General features: G+C 46.9%; 21 protein-coding genes and 3 tRNA genes. 4 read left to right on the top strand and 20 right to left on the bottom strand.

Going from position 1 to position 20867, the window contains the following annotated elements; translation table 11 throughout:
• The 9 genes from rplL to HUT38_01895 all read right to left on the bottom strand — a co-directional run bounded on the left by rplL (nucleotide 1) and on the right by HUT38_01895 (nucleotide 11201).
• Nucleotides 1-384 (bottom strand): 50S ribosomal protein L7/L12, encoded by a 384-nt coding sequence (gene rplL, locus HUT38_01935; GenBank protein ID NUQ57226.1) that lies wholly within the window; start codon nucleotides 382-384, stop codon nucleotides 1-3.
• Between the two features lie 32 nt (nucleotides 385-416).
• Nucleotides 417-968: a 50S ribosomal protein L10 gene (locus HUT38_01930; protein ID NUQ57225.1), complete on the bottom strand. Its 552-nt coding sequence runs from the start codon at nucleotides 966-968 to the stop codon at nucleotides 417-419.
• 232 nt (nucleotides 969-1200) lie between these two features.
• Nucleotides 1201-3285, bottom strand: a complete 2085-nt coding sequence (locus HUT38_01925) for a right-handed parallel beta-helix repeat-containing protein (protein NUQ57224.1) — start codon at nucleotides 3283-3285, stop codon at nucleotides 1201-1203.
• 109 nt (nucleotides 3286-3394) lie between these two features.
• Nucleotides 3395-4522, bottom strand: coding sequence for a hypothetical protein (locus HUT38_01920; GenBank protein NUQ57223.1), 1128 nt, complete (start codon nucleotides 4520-4522; stop codon nucleotides 3395-3397).
• Nucleotides 4512-4991, bottom strand: coding sequence for a hypothetical protein (locus HUT38_01915; GenBank protein ID NUQ57222.1), 480 nt, complete (start codon nucleotides 4989-4991; stop codon nucleotides 4512-4514). The genes HUT38_01920 and HUT38_01915 overlap by 11 nt, the downstream gene beginning before the upstream one ends.
• 46 nt (nucleotides 4992-5037) lie before the next feature.
• The gene (locus HUT38_01910; protein NUQ57221.1) at nucleotides 5038-5727 is read right to left on the bottom strand and encodes a transposase; all 690 of its coding nucleotides are present in this window, start codon (nucleotides 5725-5727) and stop codon (nucleotides 5038-5040) included.
• A 71-nt stretch (nucleotides 5728-5798) separates the two neighbouring features.
• Nucleotides 5799-6392 carry a hypothetical protein gene (locus HUT38_01905; protein NUQ57220.1) on the bottom strand — a complete coding sequence of 198 codons (594 nt, stop codon included), beginning with the start codon at nucleotides 6390-6392 and terminating at the stop codon, nucleotides 5799-5801.
• Nucleotides 6393-6481: 89 nt separating this feature from the next.
• Nucleotides 6482-10069 (bottom strand): peptidoglycan-binding protein, encoded by a 3588-nt coding sequence (locus HUT38_01900; GenBank protein ID NUQ57219.1) that lies wholly within the window; start codon nucleotides 10067-10069, stop codon nucleotides 6482-6484.
• 418 nt (nucleotides 10070-10487) lie between these two features.
• Nucleotides 10488-11201: a hypothetical protein gene (locus HUT38_01895; GenBank protein NUQ57218.1), complete on the bottom strand. Its 714-nt coding sequence runs from the start codon at nucleotides 11199-11201 to the stop codon at nucleotides 10488-10490.
• A gap of 137 nt (nucleotides 11202-11338) precedes the next feature.
• On the opposite strand from HUT38_01895, the gene HUT38_01890 reads away from it, so the two are divergent.
• The 4 genes from HUT38_01890 to HUT38_01875 all read left to right on the top strand — a co-directional run bounded on the left by HUT38_01890 (nucleotide 11339) and on the right by HUT38_01875 (nucleotide 15349).
• Nucleotides 11339-13648, top strand: a complete 2310-nt coding sequence (locus HUT38_01890; protein ID NUQ57217.1) for a hypothetical protein — start codon at nucleotides 11339-11341, stop codon at nucleotides 13646-13648.
• Nucleotides 13649-14002: an Ig-like domain-containing protein gene (locus tag HUT38_01885; protein ID NUQ57216.1), complete on the top strand. Its 354-nt coding sequence runs from the start codon at nucleotides 13649-13651 to the stop codon at nucleotides 14000-14002. It begins immediately after the preceding gene.
• Between the two features lie 10 nt (nucleotides 14003-14012).
• A complete protein-coding gene (gene recA / locus HUT38_01880; protein ID NUQ57215.1) occupies nucleotides 14013-15026 on the top strand; it encodes a recombinase RecA in 1014 nt (337 codons plus the stop codon).
• A gap of 68 nt (nucleotides 15027-15094) precedes the next feature.
• Nucleotides 15095-15349, top strand: coding sequence for a hypothetical protein (locus HUT38_01875; GenBank protein ID NUQ57214.1), 255 nt, complete (start codon nucleotides 15095-15097; stop codon nucleotides 15347-15349).
• 510 nt (nucleotides 15350-15859) lie between these two features.
• Here HUT38_01875 and rplK read toward each other — a convergent pair.
• From rplK to HUT38_01820, 11 genes are all read right to left on the bottom strand, one after another.
• Nucleotides 15860-16282: a 50S ribosomal protein L11 gene (gene rplK, locus HUT38_01870; GenBank protein ID NUQ57213.1), complete on the bottom strand. Its 423-nt coding sequence runs from the start codon at nucleotides 16280-16282 to the stop codon at nucleotides 15860-15862.
• Nucleotides 16283-16352: 70 nt separating this feature from the next.
• Nucleotides 16353-16889: a transcription termination/antitermination factor NusG gene (nusG, locus tag HUT38_01865; GenBank protein NUQ57212.1), complete on the bottom strand. Its 537-nt coding sequence runs from the start codon at nucleotides 16887-16889 to the stop codon at nucleotides 16353-16355.
• Between the two features lie 5 nt (nucleotides 16890-16894).
• The gene (secE, locus tag HUT38_01860) at nucleotides 16895-17077 is read right to left on the bottom strand and encodes a preprotein translocase subunit SecE (GenBank protein ID NUQ57211.1); all 183 of its coding nucleotides are present in this window, start codon (nucleotides 17075-17077) and stop codon (nucleotides 16895-16897) included.
• 123 nt (nucleotides 17078-17200) lie between these two features.
• Nucleotides 17201-18058 carry a mechanosensitive ion channel family protein gene (locus HUT38_01855; protein NUQ57210.1) on the bottom strand — a complete coding sequence of 286 codons (858 nt, stop codon included), beginning with the start codon at nucleotides 18056-18058 and terminating at the stop codon, nucleotides 17201-17203.
• Nucleotides 18059-18109: 51 nt separating this feature from the next.
• Nucleotides 18110-18180: transfer RNA gene (locus HUT38_01850), tRNA-Pro, on the bottom strand.
• A 52-nt stretch (nucleotides 18181-18232) separates the two neighbouring features.
• Nucleotides 18233-18832, bottom strand: a complete 600-nt coding sequence (locus tag HUT38_01845) for a hypothetical protein (GenBank protein NUQ57209.1) — start codon at nucleotides 18830-18832, stop codon at nucleotides 18233-18235.
• 18 nt (nucleotides 18833-18850) lie between these two features.
• Nucleotides 18851-18921 (bottom strand) — tRNA-His (locus tag HUT38_01840).
• Entirely contained in the window at nucleotides 18907-19296 is a 390-nt protein-coding gene (locus HUT38_01835; protein ID NUQ57208.1) for a hypothetical protein, read from the bottom strand. Before HUT38_01835 ends, HUT38_01840 begins: the two co-directional genes overlap by 15 nt.
• A 231-nt stretch (nucleotides 19297-19527) precedes the next feature.
• Nucleotides 19528-19609: transfer RNA gene (locus HUT38_01830), tRNA-Leu, on the bottom strand.
• A 93-nt stretch (nucleotides 19610-19702) separates the two neighbouring features.
• Entirely contained in the window at nucleotides 19703-20101 is a 399-nt protein-coding gene (rplS, locus tag HUT38_01825) for a 50S ribosomal protein L19 (protein ID NUQ57207.1), read from the bottom strand.
• 18 nt (nucleotides 20102-20119) lie between these two features.
• Entirely contained in the window at nucleotides 20120-20866 is a 747-nt protein-coding gene (locus HUT38_01820) for an RluA family pseudouridine synthase (protein NUQ57206.1), read from the bottom strand.
• Nucleotide 20867 lies beyond the last annotated feature (1 nt).

The following is a 20867-nucleotide window of genomic DNA, read 5'->3' as shown; positions in this document are numbered from 1 at the left end:
TTATTTTAAGTTAACAACGGCTCCGGCGGCCTCCAGTTTGGCTTTGAGTTCGTCGGCGGCTTTCTTGTCCACGCCTTCCTTGACCACGACCGGAGTCTTATCCGTGAAGTCTTTGGCTTCCTTCAAGCCCAAACCGAGAGCTTCTCTTAGAACCTTGATGACCTGGATTTTCTGCGCTCCGGCTTCCTTGAGCTCAATGTTGAACGAGGACTTCTCCTCGGCTCCTCCGGCAGCCGCTCCTCCGGCGACGGGCGCCATCATGGCGACAGCCTGGGCGGAAACGCCGAATTTTTCTTCCAATAATTTAACGAGCTCGGACAAATCCATAACACTCATTGATTCTATTTTCTCCACGATGTCTTTAAATTTTGATGGTATTTCCATATGTTTGTTTTAATTAATAATTAATTGATAATTTACGCTTTTACTTCCGCTACCGCCTCCGCGGCGGGCTCGCCCGTCTGTCCGGCGGGCATGGCCGCGCCCTTCTTTTTGGCTATTTCCGACAAGGCCACGACCACTCCTTTCCTCGGCGAATTGATAATCTGGACGAACTGGGCGAGCAGTACTTCTCTTGACGGTATGCTGGCCAACGCCACGATTCTCTCGGCCCCCACGTACTTGCTTTCAAAAATTCCTCCCAGAATCTTCAAAAATTTGTTCTTCTTCGCGAACTGATGCACCTCTTTGGCGGAAGCGAGCGGGTCGGTACTGCCATAAGCCATCGCCACCTCCCCTTCCAGATTCGGGAGTTCGCCTTCGTAACCGAGCGACTCCAGAGCTTTTTTCACCAAAGTTTTTTTGGCGACAGTGTAGCCCGCGCCGATTTTCCTCAAACTCTTTCTCAACTCGCTGGCCAGTTTGACGTTCAGGCCGTGGAAGTTGACGAACATCACAATATTGGAATCTTTGATGTCCTTTTTAAGGCTGTTTATCGCTTCGCTTTTTTGCTGTTTTGTAATAGCCATAAAATTAACTTTACCTATTAATTGTGTTCCGCCAGAGGCGGATTAAGAAAATTATAATCGCTTCGCTCTTTAATTTTTAATTAAAAAAACGGCCTAAAAGCCGCAGAAAATGAATGTTTGATAAGTCTCGGCGGGAAATTAAGGCTGGCCTTCCGGCTCGCCGCCCGCTTTCTGCGACTGACTGTATTTGATTGTTGCCAGTGTAGCATTTGGGGGAAAACTGTCAACTCTGTTAAAATTCAACCTCTTCTCCGTCCACCGTCGCGATGCCGGAGACGTTGCTGTCGTAAACGGCAACACCTTCGCCGGAAACGTTTGCCACTTTTACATTTTCTAGCGCGGCTTCGGAATCGTACAGGGCGATGCCATCACCGGACAAAACATTACTTACCGCTGTATTGGCGATGGACACGACAGAATCGTAAACGCCGATGCCGTCGCCGTTGTACACCGTGTCTATAGTTGTTGAAGAAATTGAAAGGCTGGATTCGTAAACGCTAATCGCGCCATTATTGATGGAATTGATAATCGTTGAAGAAGCGGCGGTCGCGTTGCTGCCGTCGTAGGCCGCTACCGCCTCGTTAGTCGTGCTGGCAAAATTTATGTTTTCAATGACGACGCTGCTTTCGTCATACAATTCCACGCCCGTTCTGTTGTTTATAAATTCCGAGTTGGTGATTTCAGCGGTTGCCCCTTCGTCAAGAACAACTCCACTGATATTTTTAATTATGGTATGGTTTATCGTGCTTGTTCCGGCGCCGCCGTAAATCTGGATGCCGTTCCAGGTTTGTTCTCCGGAAAAAGTGCTAAAGACAACCGGATTGCCTTTCTCACCCTGCACTTTTAAAACTCCTTCCACCTCCAGGTCGCTTTCGGTCAGGTTTATTCTGGCACCGGCTTCAATTGTCAGCGTGCTTGAGGCGACAACCATTTCTCCAAAAGAAGCATAGTAACAACCATTCGCGGCCAAAGTGAGGTTGTCTTCAATTTCTTCGCCATTGTTGACGCTGGCGTAGCTGGCCGAGTTACATTCTCCGGGCGTGCCGAGAATCGGGTTGCCGTCGCTGTCGGTTCCGTTTTTTATAAAATCAACATTTGTTCCCCACGTCGCCCAGTTGGTAGAAGTCGCGCCAGACTGGCGGGAGTCAATTCTTTCCATTGATTTTCTGCCGGAGGCGTTGGAATTATCTCCAGCAACCCATTTGCCGCCAGTTATAGCTGGTGTTTTGTCCAAAGTGGTGGAGGCGAAGTACAGGACAAGCTCTTCGCCGTTGTTGCCGAGCGCCCATTGGGGCGAGCCGTTGCCGTAAGTTTCTATGGGGGCGTTGATAACGAGGGCGTTTTCTCGGCGCTGGAGAACGCGATATTCTCTCGGCGCCATTTGGCCAGAAAGGGCGATGTAAGGCGCGCCGTCTTTTGACTCTATCGCCCACCGCGATAGGTCCAAAGTACGCGCGGTGTTATTCTTGAGCTCCAGCCATTCGTCATGGACGGAAGCGCCGGTGCCCATCCAGGCAACTTCGTTGATAGCGATGGGAATGGTGGCGACGGAAACCGTTTGGGTGCTGGTGGCACTAGTGGTGGCAACCCCGTTATTAATGGCAATGGCTGAAATGGAAAAATTATAATCGGAAAAATCAGGAACAATGGTGGCAAAAGACAGCTCCGTTGTCGTGGCGTAATCGCCGTTTTTATTTATGCCGTAATATGACGCTCCCGAGACGGCCGGCCAGACGAAATTTACGGTCGTGGTGGCTAAAAGACAACCGTCCGTTGCCAGCGAATCCGCGCATTGCGGCGCGCTAAGGTTCGGTGGCAAAAACGCGGCTGACTCCTGCTCCTCGTCTCCCGCTTCCGGTTCATTTTCCGGTTCACCGACGAGATTAAGGTCTTCTGGCGCTTGCTCCTCTTGTGTCTGTTCCGTCTGCGATTGCGGCGCGCTTCCACCCTGCCCCGACTCCGGCGTCGGGGCTCCCCCTCCCCCGCCAAAGCCGGGATAAACCAGGCTTACAAGAAAAATTTTTGGCCGGTTTTCAGCCGTCGCTGTTTTGTTTTCCTCCGCCAATGGCACAGGAACAGACGCTTCCGGCGCCAAAGATAAGCGCGGCTCGGGTAAATTATTTTGATTTTTTGCCAATTCTTCAATCTGCCGCCGCATCTCTTCCAGCGAATTTTGGATGTAGATTATGTTGTCTTGATCTGATGATTCATCTACTGAAGAATCAGTATTTTCGGCAATATTAGTAATGCCGAAAATGCCGGGTTCCGGATGTTCAACATTTTCCGCGCTTGGTGTAGCGCCAGCGGCTCCGGCCAAAAGCAGTTCCGGCGGTTGATCTTGCGTGAATAGTTCCTTTATCCCTTTCGCGACGACGGGAATAAAGTTTTGGATGATTTCTTTGGTTGAGTTTGTGAGAGAAACGACCTTAAAGAATTCTCCGGTAAGCCATAATGCCCAGCACCGGATTTATGTAAAATAACATCAGAGCTTTGGCCGGATCCGGAGGCATTTCCCGGAATATTTCCGGCGCCGGCCTTTGGCCGCTTTTGATGGCCTTGGCTTCGCGGAAAAACAGTTCTATAACCCCCGCCCCGTGAATAACCGCCTCGCGCGAAAGGCGGGAGAAGTATTGATTGAGTACTTCGTTGTTTATATTTATATCAGTTGTTGGCAAAAAATATTCCTTCAAGATAACTTTATTTTTTACATCCAAGTCATATCTTAACTTTACCAATTCAAACTCTTCTCCGTTTTTATCCAAACCATAGCCAAAATTATCATCCTCCCTGACAATTTTCGGGTTAGCATAAAGCGGGTCGTTGATGGTGTCTTTGCTGAAGAAGCGGCCATTGGAATATTCGGCCAAGGCCGTCAAATATTTATCTACCGAATCAAATTCCGCCGGTTTAAAATTTTTCTCTTTTAACTCACTGGCGATGTTTAAGTTGTCGCGGTTGAAGTTTTTGGCGTATTCTTCCAGTGGGCTGCCATAATCGCCGGTAGCGTATCTCATCTCGTGGGCGTGCGGGTCGTCGCGGGTATGGTCGGGCACCGAAGCGTCTTCTATCAGGTGCAAAATATAGCCCAAAGTGTAATAAGCTTCCTTTTTATTGCCTTTGGCGTATTCATACAGCGCTTTTTCCCAGGTGCGGTTGCCTTTGTAGCGAGAATACTTTGATTGCAACTCCTGATTGTGCAGCCAGTTCAGCGAGGAAACTGGATACTCGCTGGATAGCACGGTGCCGGAAAAATAATGGACCAGCATTTGCGGCCAGACACCTGTGTTCCGGCCCGACCAGCCAAGATTGCGCACAGGGTCGTAAAAGTGGTTTATCCACCTCGGCGGGATGTCTTCGTCTTGGGCGCCTTGGATTATAGTTTCCTTATCTTCGTTGTTTATTTTCTCCCCGGCGAATAAATTGTAAAAATCAATCACTTCGTCGGTCAGCGCTGGATGAGTGGTCAGGTCGTCAAAGGCGAAGGCGTTTTGGTTTAAAAATAATCCCGCCAGAGCCAGCGGGATTAGAGAAATTTTGAAAAAACTAGATTTCATTTATCTTCCAGTTATTATTTGGATAAAGAGTAAAGTCAATATAAACTGGTTTTTCAACCGTAAAAACCTTTTTGTCTGATGAATAATATCCTTGTGATTTTCGTGATTGTTTAATAACCCCTAGCAGAAAATCAACATTGTCTTTTTCATATTCCTTCATTTCTTTCAGTTGTTCCTCCTGCCTTTCCACCACAAAATACTTGCTGGCCAGTTCGTAGTCGCCTTTTTCTACCGCCGCGATAAACATATCCAGCGTTTCCTGCGGTGTTTTGCCGCCGTAAGCGTCGGCCGCTATCGCTTTTTCCCTGTCCTCCCTTATTTTTTCAAACTTGGCCGCCTCACGCCGTATGTCCCGCCAAAACTTCCAATCGCGATACTCCGGCCAAATAAACGCCGTTACATAAAAACCAAACACCAAAAACCCGACAATAATAAAAAAATACCTGTAATTAGCCTTCAAAAACCTCATAAAATCACTTTTATTATAACACCCTCAATTTCTTCATCAAGCCTTATCAAGGTCCGACCTTGATAGTATCTTTATAATACAACCAATCTTTTATCATGTCATTAAAATCTTTTGCCGTTAAAAAATATTCGGGAAAAGATTCTTTTTTTACTATTTTAGCTTCTACCCTTTCCGTGCCGTTGCCGTCATAATCCATATAGCTTGAAAATTCATAATCTTTTAAAAATGATTCTGCCTTGTCTTTTTCTCTAATTCCTAACTCTTTCCACCCAGGTTCAATTATTTTAATTGGGTTAAGGTGTATATAAGCAAATAGATACTTAAGATACTGGTCATTATCAACATGCATAGATTTAAATTTACCCTGAAACAAGTTCCCCGTTCTTTCATACCTTTTGTTAAAATACATTGAGTAACCGGTAGATAACTTTCTGATAAACTGGCTAATTCCATTATCTATTTTTTCTTTAATAAGAATATGAAAATGGTTTGGCATGAGGCAATAGGCGCCAATATCAACAAGAGAGTCTTTTTTATCTATATTTAAAATTCCCATCAAGGTCCGACCTTGATATTTAAGATTGCTGACGTGCACAGCGTCAACGTTATTAGAAATATAGAGCAGAACAATAAACCTTAAATAATCGGGCTTATCCAGAAAAATTTCTCTTTTGTCTGTGCCGCGATTATAGATATGGTAATACTCACCAACGGAAAAAGCTGATCTTCTTTGCATTACCTATTATTTTAAACCCTTTGCCGCCATTATCAAGGTCCGACCTTGATAATGGCGGCACACCCTTTAGTTTAGTAGTTTTTGAGGAGGTTTTGGAGGTCAAGGGAGGCTTCGCCCGGGTTGGCGGCGATGCCCTGTTCCAAGACAGCCTTGGCTTTAGTGTTATTTTTTAACACATCTTTGTAAAAGAAGTGGAAATTTCTGTAAATGTAAATGGAGGCGGGTCCATTTTTTACGGCTTGTTTGTAATTTTCCTCCGCTTTTTTATTATTTTTAAGATAATAAGCGTAAAGTTCACCTAGATTATTAAAAGACGTGATATTGCCCGGGCTTATAAAACTCGCATATTCCCATATTTCCCTCGCGCCCTCGTAGTCGCCCGCCATTTTTCTGTAAATTCCCAGAGCAAGCCAGTCGTCAATGGATTTGTCGTTTGATTTTAAGTTTGATTCCACTTCGTGTATTTTTTCAACCAATAATTTTTCCACATTTTCTTCCAAAACGACGTTTATTTTTAACGGCCTGCCCAACTCGGGCGCTGGTGTTATTTTTTTTGCTAAGCCGAATGACTCAAACGACAAGTGCGTCTTAAAATTGTTTTTATAAAAAACATATCCGGCAAATAAAACCAGTAAAGAAAGGATCGCTAAAACTATTTTTTTCATAGAAAAATTTTAACAATTATAAGTTTTTTATGCAACACAAAACCCCCCGATTTTTCGGGGGGGTTTGGACTAGTCACAAGGAAACTAGATTACTTGGAAATGGTAACTGAGGTCAAGCCTGACAAACCTGAGACTCCGTGGCCGTTAGACCAGTCAAGATGATTGGCGTTGGACGTTGTTGTCGCGTTAGCCGACCAGATGAAAGCGTCCGCGCTGGCATCGGCGTCAACTCCGGCGGCATTGCCCAGATAAGTGGCCAATGACGGATGAGCCGTGTCGGTGGTAACTTTTGTCGTTACCGAACCAGAGAACGTGCCCGTGCCGGCGGTCAATGTGGTGTCTCCGACTACTTTGAAGTAGTAGGTAGAACCAGCCGGTATCTGCAGAATTGACGACAAGACCGCGTCGTTGTCTCCGTTAATCAAACCAGCGATAGTGCTCACAACCTGACCGTTGGTAAAGCCGGTTACCGGCGAACTGAAGCCTGAATCGGTGTAGGCAAATACCTTCAAGTTCGTAAGGGTCGTGGTACCGGAAACCGCAGAAGCGGACGAAGTAGCGACGTTAACGGTGATCTTATAAAGACCGATGCCGTTACTTGTACTCGGGTCAGCTTTAACACTGAACCTGTAAACGTTCGTTTCGCTTTGAGTTACCAACGTCTGAGAAGGAACCGTTAACTGAGCGACTATCGGAGTTGAGCGGAACATTCTCACGCCGGCAAACGACGTAGCGCCCGATGTGGAGTTAATGGTCGTGCCGCTGGATTGTCCGACACCTTCAGCGTTTCCGGCTCCGATGTAATCAACAGCGATGAAGGCGCCTTGCGTGCCAGCCAATGCCGTACCTACGGCGGCCAAATCAGCTTTGATCTTCATAAGCTTGGAACCGTCCTTGGGAACGATAAAGTCTGAAGTCAAAGTTGACGTTCCGGTGCTGCCGGTAAGGACCAACGAACCAACCTGGGTTGAACCATCCCACAAAGTGAGTTGGGTAAGATCGGAAACAGAGCTGGAAGCAGTGTTGGTCAACTGAAGACCAAGTTTCCTAAGATTGATGGCTTCATTGGCCGCAGTGAATTTAATAACACCGATTTCCACGCTACTGTTAGCGTTAACGGCGGCATAGTTGGGCTGCGAAGAATCTTCCTCAACGGTAAGCGTTCCGCCACTGGTAAGCGCCATCGCTTGACCAGCCGAATCATTTTCCGTAATAGTGGCCGACTGTCCTGAAGTCACGCCCGTAGCCGAAGGAGACGAGCCGCTATCATAACCCCATCGGTAAGTGCCGGTGCCTCCCGCGACAATGTTGCACTTAAGAGCAACTGTCTTGGTGGTTCCCTTGGGGATAACCAATCCGGCACTATCAAGCGTGAAAGTCGTAGAAGAACCGGCGGCTGTCGGATTAACGACGTTTGAACCGGTGTTCAAAGCAGTTTCTCCATCGTACAAAATACAGTTGTTAATGTTAGTCGCCGTTGCTCCGCCGGTGTTGTACTCAAGCGGCAAAGAGCCGAACTTGATGTCTTCTCCCGAGGCGGTCGCGTCAAATAGATAGTTGGCGAAAGTGAAGCCCTGGGCTCCAGAAACAACCGTTTGAGCCACCGGGTTGGTGGAAACGCTTAAAGTAACCACCGCGCTCTTGACCGTCATCGTGTTGCCCGTAATAACTGAAGAAGTGATTGAGCTTCCTGAAATGGTGTTGCCGGTCGTTTGTCCGGTCACGTTGGACCAGTCAGATGAAGGAGTCGTGGAAGCGACTACGGTCTGATTGTTGGCAAAATTGGTGCCAAGTTTACCCTTCAGAGTGTAGGTCTTCGTTCCAACCGGGAATGTAACAGTGTCACTGAAAGTAACGGTGCCATAATCAACATCAGCGCCTGAACCGTCAGCCGGTCCGGCTGCGACCGTTCCGTTTTCGTCAACCAAGGTAATATTGGTCAAGTCTTCAACGTCTCCGTCCCCGCTTGAAAGCTGGAAGTGGAAAATCAGGTTATTGGCCGAAATCGGCTCACCCTTGACTTCTACCACAATTCCGCCCAGCGGTTGATTAAGAACGTTCTCGGCAATGTTCTGCGAAGCAACCGAGGTTGCTTTGGTCACAGTGATGGTTCCAGCGGAGACAGAAATCTGCGAGGCGTCATACCAAGGATTGCCGCTGCTGAAATTAGAACTGTCGTCCGTCGGATCGCTGGATCCATTCGGAGGAGTTATACCGTATTTATTGGTTTCTCCTACCATGTAGACATCTGTATTTCTATAGATGTCAAAGTCAATCGTTCTGCCCGAACCGCCGACAATGTCTCCTTTCACAGAGATTTCAATGTTTCCTCCTTTATCAACGACAATACCGTCTCCAAAAGTGGAAGTGTAATACTTACCGTCAGAGGAAACAACTGTGTCGTAAGCCGCGCCGTCAATGTAAGTCTTGATATTGGCCAAATCGGAAGCTCCGGCTGAACCGGACTGATTCCATCTGATTGATTTAACTCTTATTTTTTCAACTGAATCAGGGGTGAATTTAACAGCCGCGAAAGTGTAGTTAGTTGTACCAATATTCTTGGTTATGACCGCGCCAGTGCTGCTGTTAGGATCCAAAGAGCCCCTATCATTGGTAACGTTTCCAATTGTAAGATTGCCATTGATTGAATGGCCAGCTCCGCTTATAGGAAGCAGCCCGCTGACCGTCGCGGAAGTAACCACTCCCGTTACGGAAAGATAAGCGGTAAGACCATTATTACTATTCAAGTATCCGCTGGCATCAGTGTTCATATTCCCAGCCACTGTGAAAGTTTTTGATTGCCCAGCCTTGATTGTAACAGCGTCTCCTATCGTAGCTTTATGCTCAGAATTGAATGTCTTGGCAATGCCAAGCTGACTGCCGCTTTCATCCAAGAGAACAATACCCGCAAAGACTCCGTCTGCGGCTAAACCAGTTCTTTCCACATTAACTCCCGTGATTGTGACATCCTGGGAACCTGCGGTTAAAGTAAAATTGGTGAAAGGAACCCTAGTGGCTCTTTCAACCGCAAATGTTACTAACGGCTGCGTGGCCGCTGATATCGTCAAGCCACCGGTGCCGACGGCAACCGAGCTGGCTGATGAAGCTCCGACTCCAGCCGATGAAGCCGGAGGAACTACAACAGAAACCAGGCTGTCGTACTTGGCCCTTGAAATAGGACCGAAGTATCCGGCCGCCGGAGAAACTCCGTTAGCGGCTTGCCAGGCGGCGACGGCCGACCTGGTGATTGAACCGAAGTAGCCGGTGGACGCCCTGTTAAAGTATCCGCCGCTTCTCAAATAATCCTGCAAGCAGGTGACATCACTGCCCTGCGAACCAACCGTAAGCGATCTGGTGAAACTGCATTTCTCGGCTGTTCCCGTCGTGGCGCCAGCCTGAAGAGCAGCAAGGTCGGCTTGCAACTTAGCGATCTGCGCCAACAACAGAGCAATTGTCTCATCTGTCGTTTGAGCGTAGGTCGTCATCGGAACGGCAAGCGATCCAACAGACAACCAGGCCGCGGTGGCCAAGCCAACGATAACTGAAGTCGCTTTACCGACTTTAGTCGTCTTAAATTTATCCATAATGTTTTTAAACCTTTTAATAATAATCTCACCCTCCCCCGTTCCGTTTGGCGGCGACGGCGAAGAATGAATTATTCTTTTGCGCGAATCCATTTGATTTCGACAAAACCAAAAACTTCGCGCAATTAAACTTATAATCTCTTTTTTCCAAACTATCGAATTGCGAAATTAATTTTTCACAACAATTTTTTCTGAATGACTTTCGTGCGTCTTGCGCTTTCTTAATTATTCTTTTTTTAAAGTTCTAACAGGACGGAACTTCCGACGATGAAAATAGCCACGACTGCGTTCTATCAAATCATTATAAACCGCGCCGACAACTCTGCAAACAAAAATGTGGATAACAATGTGGATAACTCCAGCGTTTTAGCCGGAGCCGCATTGTTAAGAGCTCGAAAGCGGCGGTTTAATCTGATAGGGATTATGGCAAAAAATAAGGCGGGGGTCAATCTTTTTAAAAACTAAGACAATAGAATATCAGTACTGTCAACAAGATAAAACTCCTTTTGTTTCAGCCGTTTTTTAATATTTCGTATTTCCGCCATCTTTTGTCGCCTTTGGCCTCAACTTTTCCCATTCTCACCAGGTCAAATAAGTCCCTCTGGACGGCCTTGTCGCTGGCTCCCCCGTTGAAGATAGCGGCCACCTCGCCCACCGAGCGGGCCTCCCCGTCTTTTAGAAAATTAAGGATTTTACCTTTGCGGCTTTGGGGTTCCACATCCTGTTCTTCCGCCTTTGCCGTTGCGGCGCCGGGCGCGCCTTCAGGCAGCTTTAAACCGGCGATTATCTGCTCCGGAAAAGCTATGGGAGTTTCCGGGGTTCTGCCAGAAAATTCTCTTGTCTTTTTTTGATTTAAAACAAATTCTGGAAGCATCTTCGGGTCGTAGGCGAATTCCGTTTTTTTGCCCTCCAGAAAATTTTTTACGTAGATGTATTCCCTCTTCAATATCTCAAAATTAAGGCTGGCTATTCCGGCGCCGGAAGAAACCAATTCCAGTGTTTTAATAATCCGATAAGACAAATTAAGAGTTTCAGTCAAAACTCTGTCTTTGTCTTTGGCAAGCTTAATGGACACAATCAGATCGTGAACGGCAAGAGATGTTTCCCTTAGTGTCCATTTGAGAGGTTCTTTATCGGACATAAGGTCAGTAACTCTGTATAAAGCAGAGGTTAGCTTTTGGATTCTGTCCGTAATGTGTCCGTAAATATCTCTTATGTTGTCCATGATGATTTTCAACTGACCGATAGGGTTTTGACCCACTAAATCTTATTGGACATTTTAAAGGACGTCTGCTTAAAAATCAAATCAAAATAAGCGGTTTTTGGTTTTTACGTTTCTTTTGGAGTATAATAATCAACAAGATGGCCAGGAAAAAAATCTCCAACGGGAAAGAAGGTAAAAAGCGGGCGACAAACTCCCGCGAAGAAAAAGAAAACCGCATGGGCAACCTTCTCGGCGAGCTGAAACGGGAAACGAAGTATTCAATACTAGCGGTGGGGGCGTTCGTTCTGGCATTGGTGTTCATCCTTTCTTACTTTGACAAAGCCGGAACGGCCGGCCGCTACGCCAACAAAATTTTAGACGTCCTGTTCGGCAAGGGCTCCGTCCTTGTGCCGACCATTCTCTTTTTCTCCTCCTTTTTATTCTTCCGCTCCATCCGGCCCAATCTGGTAAAACACGCCGCCATCGGGGCGACGCTTTTTCTCTTCAGCGCCCTCGGTTCCCTCTCGGCGGTATGGGGAATGAAAGCCGGCGGCTATGTCGGATATTTTGCCTCCTACCCTTTCATGAAATTTTTTGACCTCTCCGCCACTCTTTTGATGCTCGGCGCCGTGTCGGTGGTTTCCATTCTGCTGATGGCCAATATCCCGCTGTCCGCTCTGAACTTTTTTAAGAAAAAAGAAACCGATGAAGACGCGGACGACGGGGAAGAAAATTCGGCCGAAGAGATAGTAGTAAACGAGCCGAAAGCGGCCCAAGCCGACGAGGAAGAGACAAGAAGCGCGGCGAAAGAAAAAAACCGAGCCAAAAAACCGGCGGCCGAGAAAGCGAAAGAAGAGGAAGAAAATTACGACATCGGCTCTTACGAGCAACATCAGAAAACGGCGTTCGTCCCTCCCCCGCTTTCTTTGCTTGAAGGAGATCGTGGCAAGCCGTCCAGCGGCGACATCAAGGCCAACGCCAACATCATCAAAAGAACTCTCCAAAACTTCGGCATAGACGTGGAGATGGCGGAGATAAACATCGGCCCCTCCGTCACCCAGTACACTCTTAAACCGGCCGAAGGAGTAAAGCTCGCCCGCATCCTGGCTTTGCAAAACGACCTGGCTCTGTCTCTGGCCGCCCACCCCTTAAGAATAGAAGCGCCCATTCCGGGGCGTTCGCTGGTGGGCATAGAGATACCCAACAGCACCAAAACCACCATCGGATTGGCTTCCCTTTTCTCCGAGGAGGAATATCAAGCCTCCAAACAATCACTGCTTATCGCCATGGGCAAAGACGTCGCGGGCAAGGCGGTTTATTCCAGCATCGCCAAGATGCCTCATCTGCTCGTGGCGGGAGCCACCGGCAGCGGCAAGTCAATTTTCATTCACACCCTTATCACCAGCTTGCTCTACCGGAATTCTCCCGAAATTTTGCGATTTATCATGGTTGACCCGAAGCGCGTGGAGCTGACCGTTTACAACCAGATTCCCCACATGCTGGCTCCGGTGATAACGGAAACCAAAAAAGCCATCATGACGCTCAAGTGGCTGTGCAAGGAAATGGAAAGAAGATACGAAGTCCTGCTTTCCGCCGGAGTGCGCGACATCGGCTCTTACCACGAGAAAAAGGGCGGCGACGGCCTGATGCCCTATCTGGTGGTGGTGATAGACGAATTGGCCGACCTGATGAGCACCTATCCGCGGGAAATGGAGGCGTCCATCGTCCGGCTGGCGCAAATGTCGCGGGCGGTGGGCATCCATTTAGTCTTGTCCACACAGAGGCCGTCGGTGGAAGTCATTACCGGGCTAATTAAAGCCAACATCACCTGCCGCGTGGCGCTCCAAGTGGCTTCGCAGATAGACTCCCGCACCATTTTGGACATGGCCGGAGCGGAAAAGCTCCTGGGCAAGGGCGATATGCTCTTTCTGGCCGGTGACACGGCAAAACCCAAAAGAATCCAAGGGCCGTTTATCTCCGAAAACGAGGTTAAAAAAGTGGTTGATTATCTGGCCGACCAGTACAAGAATGTTGATTTTGAAAGCGCCATCCCCGCCACCGAGCAAGGCGGCGAAGGGACAAAAATCCAGCCCGCCTTTGCGATGAACCTGGACGAAGGCGCGGAAGACCTGGACGAGCTTTACGAGGATGCCCGCCAGACGGTGATAGAGTCCGGGAAAGCCTCTACTTCGTATCTTCAAAGAAAACTGAAGATCGGCTACGCCCGAGCCGCCCGGCTGATTGATATGCTGGAAGAAAGAGGCGTCGTCGGTCCGGGCGAAGGCGCCAAGGCCCGCCAGGTTTTAATAAGAAACGAAAACGAATTTGAGGGGGTGGGCGCGGACACGGATGAAACATCAAACAAGGAACAAGAAAACGAAGAGGATTATTTCCCCGGCGAAGATGGGCCGGAATTAACGGAGGCGGACAACACCCAGACGGGCAACGCCAAAGAAACAATAAATTAAATGACGGCGGTAAAACCAAAAATATTAACAAGCTTAAGCGCGGTCGTGCTTCTTCTTGCCATTTTCGGCAGTTATGGGTTATACAAAGCCAAGGCTTATCTGGAGGGGCCAGAAATAGCGATTGTGTCGCCGCTAAACGGGGAGGTTATAGGCGAGCAGTTGCTTAAAATTTCCGGCAAAGCCGTCAACGTCGCTTCCCTTTTCGTAAACGGCCGGCAGATATTCGCGGACAAGGAAGGCAACTTCAGCGATTCGTTGCTGCTGGCGCCCGGCTATAATATAATGGAGATAAAAGGCAACGATAAGTTCGGCAGAGAAACCAAAGAAAAACTGGAAGTGGTTTATAAAGAATAAGTAAAAAATTATGGTAAAAAAAGATCAACCGGCGAAAGAAAAAAATATCGGGGTGGAAAACGCCCTTCATGAGATAAAAACAAAATACGGCGACGGCTCCATAATGAAGCTGGGCGAAGCGCCGAGAGTAAACGTGGATGTCATCCCCACCGGTTCTTTAAGTCTGGATATCGCGTTAGGCGTGGGCGGAATGCCCCGCGGCAGAATAATAGAAATCTACGGCCCGGAATCTTCCGGAAAAACCACTCTGGCTCTCAACGTAGTGGCCCAAGCCCAAAAAAAGGGCGGGGTGTGCGCCTTCATAGACGCCGAGCACGCTCTGGACCCCGAATACGCTAAAAAATTGGGGGTCAAAATAGACGATCTCCTTATCTCCCAGCCCGACACCGGCGAGCAGGCTCTGGAAATAACGGAAAGCCTAGTCCGCTCCGGCGGCATAGATGTTATTGTGGTTGATTCCGTAGCCGCGCTGACTCCCAAGGCGGAAATTGAGGGCGAGATGGGCCAAGCCCATGTCGGTTTGCAGGCCAGACTGATGTCGCAGGCCTTAAGGAAATTGACGGCCATTACCGCCAGATCAAAAACCGTGGTTATCTTCATCAACCAAATCAGAATGCAGATAGGTATAATGTTCGGCAATCCGGAAACGACCCCGGGCGGCAAAGCGCTCAAATTCTACGCCTCCGTCAGAGTTGAAGTAAGACGAGCCGCCCAGATAAAGAAAGGCGAAGACGTCATCGGCAACCGCGTCAAAGCCAAAGTGGTCAAAAATAAAGTGGCGGCGCCGTTTAAAACGGCCGAGTTTGACATTTTGTACAACGAGGGCATCTCCTACACCGGCGACGTTTTAAATCTGGCGGAAAAATACGGGATCATCAAAAAATCCGGCGCGTCGTACTCCTACGACGGCCAGAGCCTCGGCCGCGGCTACGACAACGCCCGTCAATTTTTAGGCGAAAACCCGAAAACCATTCATGATCTGGAGGGTAAAATAAAAACCGCGGTAAAAGAAGCAGCCGCGTAATCTATCCAAGGACGGTCCTTGGATGCTTGGAAAAATACACTTTTTAACTTTCAAACATATTAAATTTTATGACTATTCATAAAATGAAATTATCAGCCAATCCTTTTGAAAAAATAGCCAGCGGTAAAAAAATTATTGAATCAAGGCTATATGACGAAAAACGTCAGCTGATAAATATCGGAGACCATATTGAGTTTTCTCGCAACGACAAACCGGACGAAAAAGTTATTACAATAGTAAAAGCGTTTTACAGATACGCAACATTTGAAGGTTTTCTGACTTTCCTTCCGAGTACTTCGGCGGAAATTCAAAAGACGAACTAATCAAAGAAATTGAAACTTTTTACCCGAAAGAGGAACAAAAAAAATACGGAGTTGTCGGGATAAAAATAGAACTAGCGCGATAATAAATAAAAGCCACCCCTCCATGGTGGCTGTAAAATTTTAAGAAAGGAAAGGAAAGGAAAAAAAATCAGGATGGTAGTGGACAATACGGGTTATTATGGGGCGTATTTCTTTTTGACCCCGCCTTTTTAAAGGCGGAAAAAACTTTTTTAAAAATATTCGGTTTCGGCCTGGTCGGAAGGCCTGTTTCCGGATTAATCCTGTTCCCTTTTCCGTCATACCTTTCTTTACTGTCGCATGTTATAACAATGGCGCTTGCGATAACCAATGCCCTGTGGCAACTTGGCATAAATCCCCCTTTCTTATTTATAAAAATATCTAAGTTAAGATACGGTTTAATTAAATAATATAACAATCTAAAAACAAAAACAATCCCGTCCGCCAGCTGGCGGACGGGATTGTTTTTGTGAGTTACTCGTCTTCCAAAAATTACTCTATCGTTATACCCATGCTGCGGGCGGTGCCGGCGATTATGTTCATCGCGGCGTCCACGTCGTTGGCGTTTAGGTCTTCCATCTTTCTTTCGGCCACTTCTTTAAGTTTGACTTTGGTTATTTTGCCGACTTTGCTGGCGACGTTTTTGCCGGAGCCTTTTTCCACGCCGGCGGCCTTGCGGAGCAAGTCCGAGGCGGGCGGAGTCTTCATTTTGAAAGTGAAGGTTCGGTCGTCGTAGATGCTTATCTCCACCGGAATAATGTCCCCCATTTTTTCTCTCGTCGCTTCGTTGAACTTACTGACGAAGTCGCCGATATTGACGCCGTGTTGACCGAGCGCCGGACCGACCGGAGGAGCCGGATTGGCTTTGCCAGCCGGAATCTGCAATTTTACTATTGTTTTTATGTTTTTTGCCATATTTTTTAATTTTTTGATTTTAAAAAATTTTTAAAATATGAGCAATCCCGACCTGTCGGGATGCCATACCTTAAATTTTTTTAACCTGCAAGTAATCTATTTCTACCGGCGTTTCCCTGCCGAACATGGATATAAGGATTTTAATCTTCCCTCTCTCTTCGTCAACCTCGTTGACCGTTCCTTCAAACTCTTTGAACGGCCCGTCCGTTATTCTTACCACGTCGCCTTCTTTGACATCCATCTTGTACTTCGGCTCGGCCATGCCCATTCTCTCAAACAGCGTATCCACCTCCGTCTTTACCAACGGCACCGGCGTGGTGCCCGCCCCGACGAATCCGGTGACTCTGGGCGTGTTGCGGACCACATACCAGGAGTTGTCGGTGACAATCATGTCCACCCCGGGATATATCTTCTCCTCCACCGTCTTTCTCTTGCCCCCCACTATTTTTATTTTCTTCTCGGTGGGAACGATGGCGTCAAAAATAAGATTTTCCATGCCCAGGGATTCTATTCTTTGCTTCAAGTTTCTGACCACGGCGTCCTCGTAACCAGCGTAGGTATGGATGGCGTACCAGTTTCTGCCCGCTTGAACTTTTTGCTTTAACATAAAAATTACAAAACGAATTTTTCCAATAAATAAGCAGAAATCATGTCAAAAAAACCAAGCAAAACCGCCACTGCCAAAGAAGCGCCGACAACGAGCAAAGTGTAGGTAATGGTTTGCCTTCGCGACGGCCAAATGACGCCTTTCAGTTCGGCTTTCGTTTCTTTGACGTAATTTATGGCTTTATTTATCATTCTTCTTAAAAAAGCCCCGACTGCGGGCTTATGGTTAATATACTACACTCCGTGCGGAATAAGTCAAATAAAAAAATAAATTGTACGCCGAATTTTGCGCCAATAAAGCCGGCGCGCCACTTATGGCTTAGCTTTATGAATAACTCTTTGCGGAAACGGAATTTCAATATTCTCTTTATCAAAAGCAACTTTCAACCTCTTGCGCAGTTCGCCGGCAACATCCCATTGTTTAATTGGTTTTGTTTCGCCAAGAATTTTAATGATGATAGCCGAATCGCCAAAATCATCAACGCGCAAAAATTGCGGCGGCTTGATAATGAATTCTTTCCAGTTGGCATCCGCGGCAAGTTCGTTGCCAACTTTATTCACCACCGAAATAACATGTTCAATATCGGAGCTGTAGGCAATACCGATGTTGAGATTTACTCTCGCGAAATGCTTGGTAAGATTGGAAACCTTTTTGATTTCTCCGTGCGGTATATGATGCACCACCCCGTCTAAATCCCGCAAAGTTGTCATTCGCAGAGAGATGTCTTCCACTAAGCCGCAAGTTCCGTCAGAACAAACCACATCATTAACGCGATATTGATTTTCCATAATGATGAAAAGTCCGCTGATGAGATCCCGTATAAGATATTGGCCGCCAAAGCCGAAAGCGAGCCCGGCAATGCCGGCGGCCGCAAGAAGCGGTCCTATGGCGAAACCGGCCTCTTGCAAAATTACGAGTCCGGCAAGAATCCATACAACCAGACCAAGACTACCCGCGAAAATACGAATTAAAGTTTCTTCTCTTTTTTCTTCTGCTTCTTTTGCGAGGAAACGGTCTGATACGACAATTTTTCGCACAACCCTTCCTATAAAAACCCCGCCGAATCTACGGATGAGCCAGGCCGCGACAAGAACAACAATAATTTTAACTCCGTGGTCCAAAAACCAGGGAGCCGTGTTAGTGATAATTTTTTGAATAAAATTCTGCATACCTCAAGCAATAAATTATCAAGCAGTTGTCTTGCTCATCCCTCATTTTATTCGGGCTGCTGGGAATCGAACCCAGTCAACACGCACCCGAAGCGTGTGTACTACCGGTATACGACAGCCCGCACAGTAAGGAGTATAAGCTGAATTATTGTTTTAGACAACTTTTAACGCGATCTACAAAACTTCTCTCGGCAACCGCCAGATGTAAGCACCGAGCAAAAATGAGATTCCGGCCATAACCATAAAAATTATTCCGTATCCAAAGTTCTCAATCAAAACTCCTCCGATTAGCGCGGCCGCGCCCGTCGCTATGGCGGCCAGCCCTTCCCACTGGCCCCACTGCATTATGGATTTGTCCTGGCTGACGTGACTGCTGTAGACGGAATCAAAGGCCGGCGTGCCAATAGCGGCGGCAATTCCCCAAACAACCTGGGTTAAAATAAGCTGCGGCATATTGTCCATAAAAGCGTAGCTCAAAAAAACAAAACCCCTTAAAACATACCCCAGCGCCAGCAGCAATTCCTGTTCTTTGACCCTTAGCTCCCATTTAGTAAAAAGCAAAATCAAAATTCCGGAAACGATGTACAACAGCGACCAGGAAAAACCGGCGAAAGCCAGCCCGCCGCCGATGTTTTTGACGAAAACGGCGTAGAAAGGCGCGAACAGGCCGATGGCGAACACCATGACGGTGTTGGTGGCCACGAGCACCCTTAGGCTGTTATTAAGCCTTGTTGTGGGCAAAAGAATATCCAGAATTTTTCGCAAAACGGGCATATGTTTTTATTTTATCGGGGAGACATGAGGGATTCGCACCCTCGCTGGCACTTTCACAGAGTGCAGTGCTACTGCTACACCAATGTCTCCATAAATTTTTTCTCTTCTTCTTTATAACGATGCACTAAAAAGTGACAATTATGACAAAGCGTAATCAAGTTTTTTATTCTATTGTTCTTCCTGTTATGATCAACATGATGCACCGCCAAAACCCTTAAGTCTTTAATGTGGCATATTTTGCATATTTTTGGAAGTTTGCCTTTTATTAAATTGCTTTTATAAGAAAATTCTCCTCCTTTCCAATTGAAATGGTTTGAGCCGACAAAGACCATTGTGTTCCTCCAGACAGTTTGGCAAGATTTACCGCAAAAAAATTTCTTACTCTTAGAATGTTTTAGGGCTTTTTGCGGCTTATAAACTTCTTTATTGCAAATAAAACAATTTACCAATTTGCCATTCTTCATCCCTTTATGCTGACAAACGCGGGAACAATATATTCCATGCCCTCTTTTGATCCAGCTTGGCTTGGCATAAAATTCTTCATCGCATATCCTGCAATTTACCTGCGGCATGTTTTTATAATAGGGCAAATATCATAAAGGTAAAGGGTAAGACTGTGGAAAAACCCACAGAGCGGAGCTTTACCACTAAGCTATAGCCACCATTTTGCTTATCCGCCAACGGCGAACCAGCTGTGGGCGTGAGAGGACTCGAACCTCCAAGCCGTAAGGCATACGCACCTCAAGCGTACGTGTATACCAATTCCACCACACGCCCTTTCTACTCGCCCATTATGCCCAATAACCGTCTTTTTTTCAATCGTCAAACAAAAACCGCCCATTGACGGGACGGCTTTTAGCTCTTGATAAATTATTCTTTCGCGGCCGGTTCTTGCGTCGCCTTGAGTGGCTCCGCTTCCGTTTTTTTCTTCCCTTCCGCTTTCAGATGCTTCATTTTCTTGCGGATGTCTTTGGCGGCCTTGGTCCGGACGTAATAAAGTTTCGCCCTTCTGGCTTTGGATTCCCGCACCAGGTCAACTTTTTCTATGTTCGGGGAAAATAGGGGGAATATTCTTTCCACGCCCACGCCGTCGGAAATTTTGCGCACCGTGAAAGTCGCCCCTGATTCAGCGCCGTGTTTGTGGGCGATAATCATACCCTCAAAAGCCTGGAGCCTGAATTTCTCTCCTTCCTTGATTTTCTGCCAAACTTTTACCGTGTTGCCGGGCTTTAAATTCCAATTTTTCCTCTGTTCAACGTTTACGCTCATAAATGGCAATTTAGCACATTATTTGTTTTGACGCAATATCGCCAGCGCGTTTTCCAGATCCGGCGGCAAATCGGCTTCCAGTTTTATCCTGGCGCCAGACGGCAGGTTCAACTCCAAAAAATTGGCGTGCAAAAAATGCCGGTTCAAACCTTCGGGACATTTTGATTTTCTACCACCATACAGCGAATCGCAGGCCACCGGATGGCCGATAGCTTTAAAATGAACCCTTATCTGGTGGGTGCGGCCGGTTTTTGGATAAGCCTCAACCAGGGTGTAATCGGGAAATTTTTCCAAAACTTTATATTCCGTAATGGCCTCCCGCAATTCTCCCCTCGCCTCTTCCGACGCCAGTTTCTTTCTGAAATCGCTCTTGCTTCTGCCGATGGGCAAATCAATAATTCCTTTGTCTTTTTTTAAATTTCCTTCCACTAAGGCAACGTATTTTTTGACAATTTCTTTTTTTTGAAACAAAGATTTCAAATACTCAAACGCTTTTTGATTTTTGGCCACGACTAAAACTCCGGAAGTGTCTTTGTCCAAGCGATGTACTATTCCCGGACGCAACTCCGGCTTATCGCCCACTCTTTTTATTTCCGGAAATTTTTCCACCAGCCAGTCGGTTAAAAAAACATCTTCCTTTTCGTTTTTTAGGTTTAAGATTTTAGATTTAAGATTGGCGCGATGCGCCACGATTCCCGCCGGCTTATTGACGGCGATTACGTCGTTATCTTGATAAATGATTTTTATATCCGATTTTGAAAACATA

This window comes from Candidatus Paceibacter sp. (assembly GCA_013360865.1).
Classification (GTDB): domain Bacteria; phylum Patescibacteriota; class Minisyncoccia; order UBA9983; family UBA9983; genus SURF-57.
This window is presented reverse-complemented; position numbering and strand designations above follow the sequence as displayed.

Coding starts and splice junctions, on each gene's coding strand:
- rplL (NUQ57226.1), bottom strand. CDS start 384: ATGGAAATACCATCAAAATTTAAAGACATCGTGGAGAAAATAGAATCA.
- HUT38_01930 (NUQ57225.1), bottom strand. CDS start 968: ATGGCTATTACAAAACAGCAAAAAAGCGAAGCGATAAACAGCCTTAAA.
- HUT38_01920 (NUQ57223.1), bottom strand. CDS start 4,522: ATGAAATCTAGTTTTTTCAAAATTTCTCTAATCCCGCTGGCTCTGGCG.
- HUT38_01915 (NUQ57222.1), bottom strand. CDS start 4,991: ATGAGGTTTTTGAAGGCTAATTACAGGTATTTTTTTATTATTGTCGGG.
- HUT38_01910 (NUQ57221.1), bottom strand. CDS start 5,727: ATGCAAAGAAGATCAGCTTTTTCCGTTGGTGAGTATTACCATATCTAT.
- HUT38_01905 (NUQ57220.1), bottom strand. CDS start 6,392: ATGAAAAAAATAGTTTTAGCGATCCTTTCTTTACTGGTTTTATTTGCC.
- HUT38_01900 (NUQ57219.1), bottom strand. CDS start 10,069: ATGGATTCGCGCAAAAGAATAATTCATTCTTCGCCGTCGCCGCCAAAC.
- HUT38_01895 (NUQ57218.1), bottom strand. CDS start 11,201: ATGGACAACATAAGAGATATTTACGGACACATTACGGACAGAATCCAA.
- HUT38_01890 (NUQ57217.1), top strand. CDS start 11,339: ATGGCCAGGAAAAAAATCTCCAACGGGAAAGAAGGTAAAAAGCGGGCG.
- HUT38_01885 (NUQ57216.1), top strand. CDS start 13,649: ATGACGGCGGTAAAACCAAAAATATTAACAAGCTTAAGCGCGGTCGTG.
- recA (NUQ57215.1), top strand. CDS start 14,013: ATGGTAAAAAAAGATCAACCGGCGAAAGAAAAAAATATCGGGGTGGAA.
- HUT38_01875 (NUQ57214.1), top strand. CDS start 15,095: ATGACTATTCATAAAATGAAATTATCAGCCAATCCTTTTGAAAAAATA.
- rplK (NUQ57213.1), bottom strand. CDS start 16,282: ATGGCAAAAAACATAAAAACAATAGTAAAATTGCAGATTCCGGCTGGC.
- nusG (NUQ57212.1), bottom strand. CDS start 16,889: ATGTTAAAGCAAAAAGTTCAAGCGGGCAGAAACTGGTACGCCATCCAT.
- HUT38_01855 (NUQ57210.1), bottom strand. CDS start 18,058: ATGCAGAATTTTATTCAAAAAATTATCACTAACACGGCTCCCTGGTTT.
- HUT38_01845 (NUQ57209.1), bottom strand. CDS start 18,832: ATGCCCGTTTTGCGAAAAATTCTGGATATTCTTTTGCCCACAACAAGG.
- HUT38_01835 (NUQ57208.1), bottom strand. CDS start 19,296: ATGAAGAATGGCAAATTGGTAAATTGTTTTATTTGCAATAAAGAAGTT.
- rplS (NUQ57207.1), bottom strand. CDS start 20,101: ATGAGCGTAAACGTTGAACAGAGGAAAAATTGGAATTTAAAGCCCGGC.
- HUT38_01820 (NUQ57206.1), bottom strand. CDS start 20,866: ATGTTTTCAAAATCGGATATAAAAATCATTTATCAAGATAACGACGTA.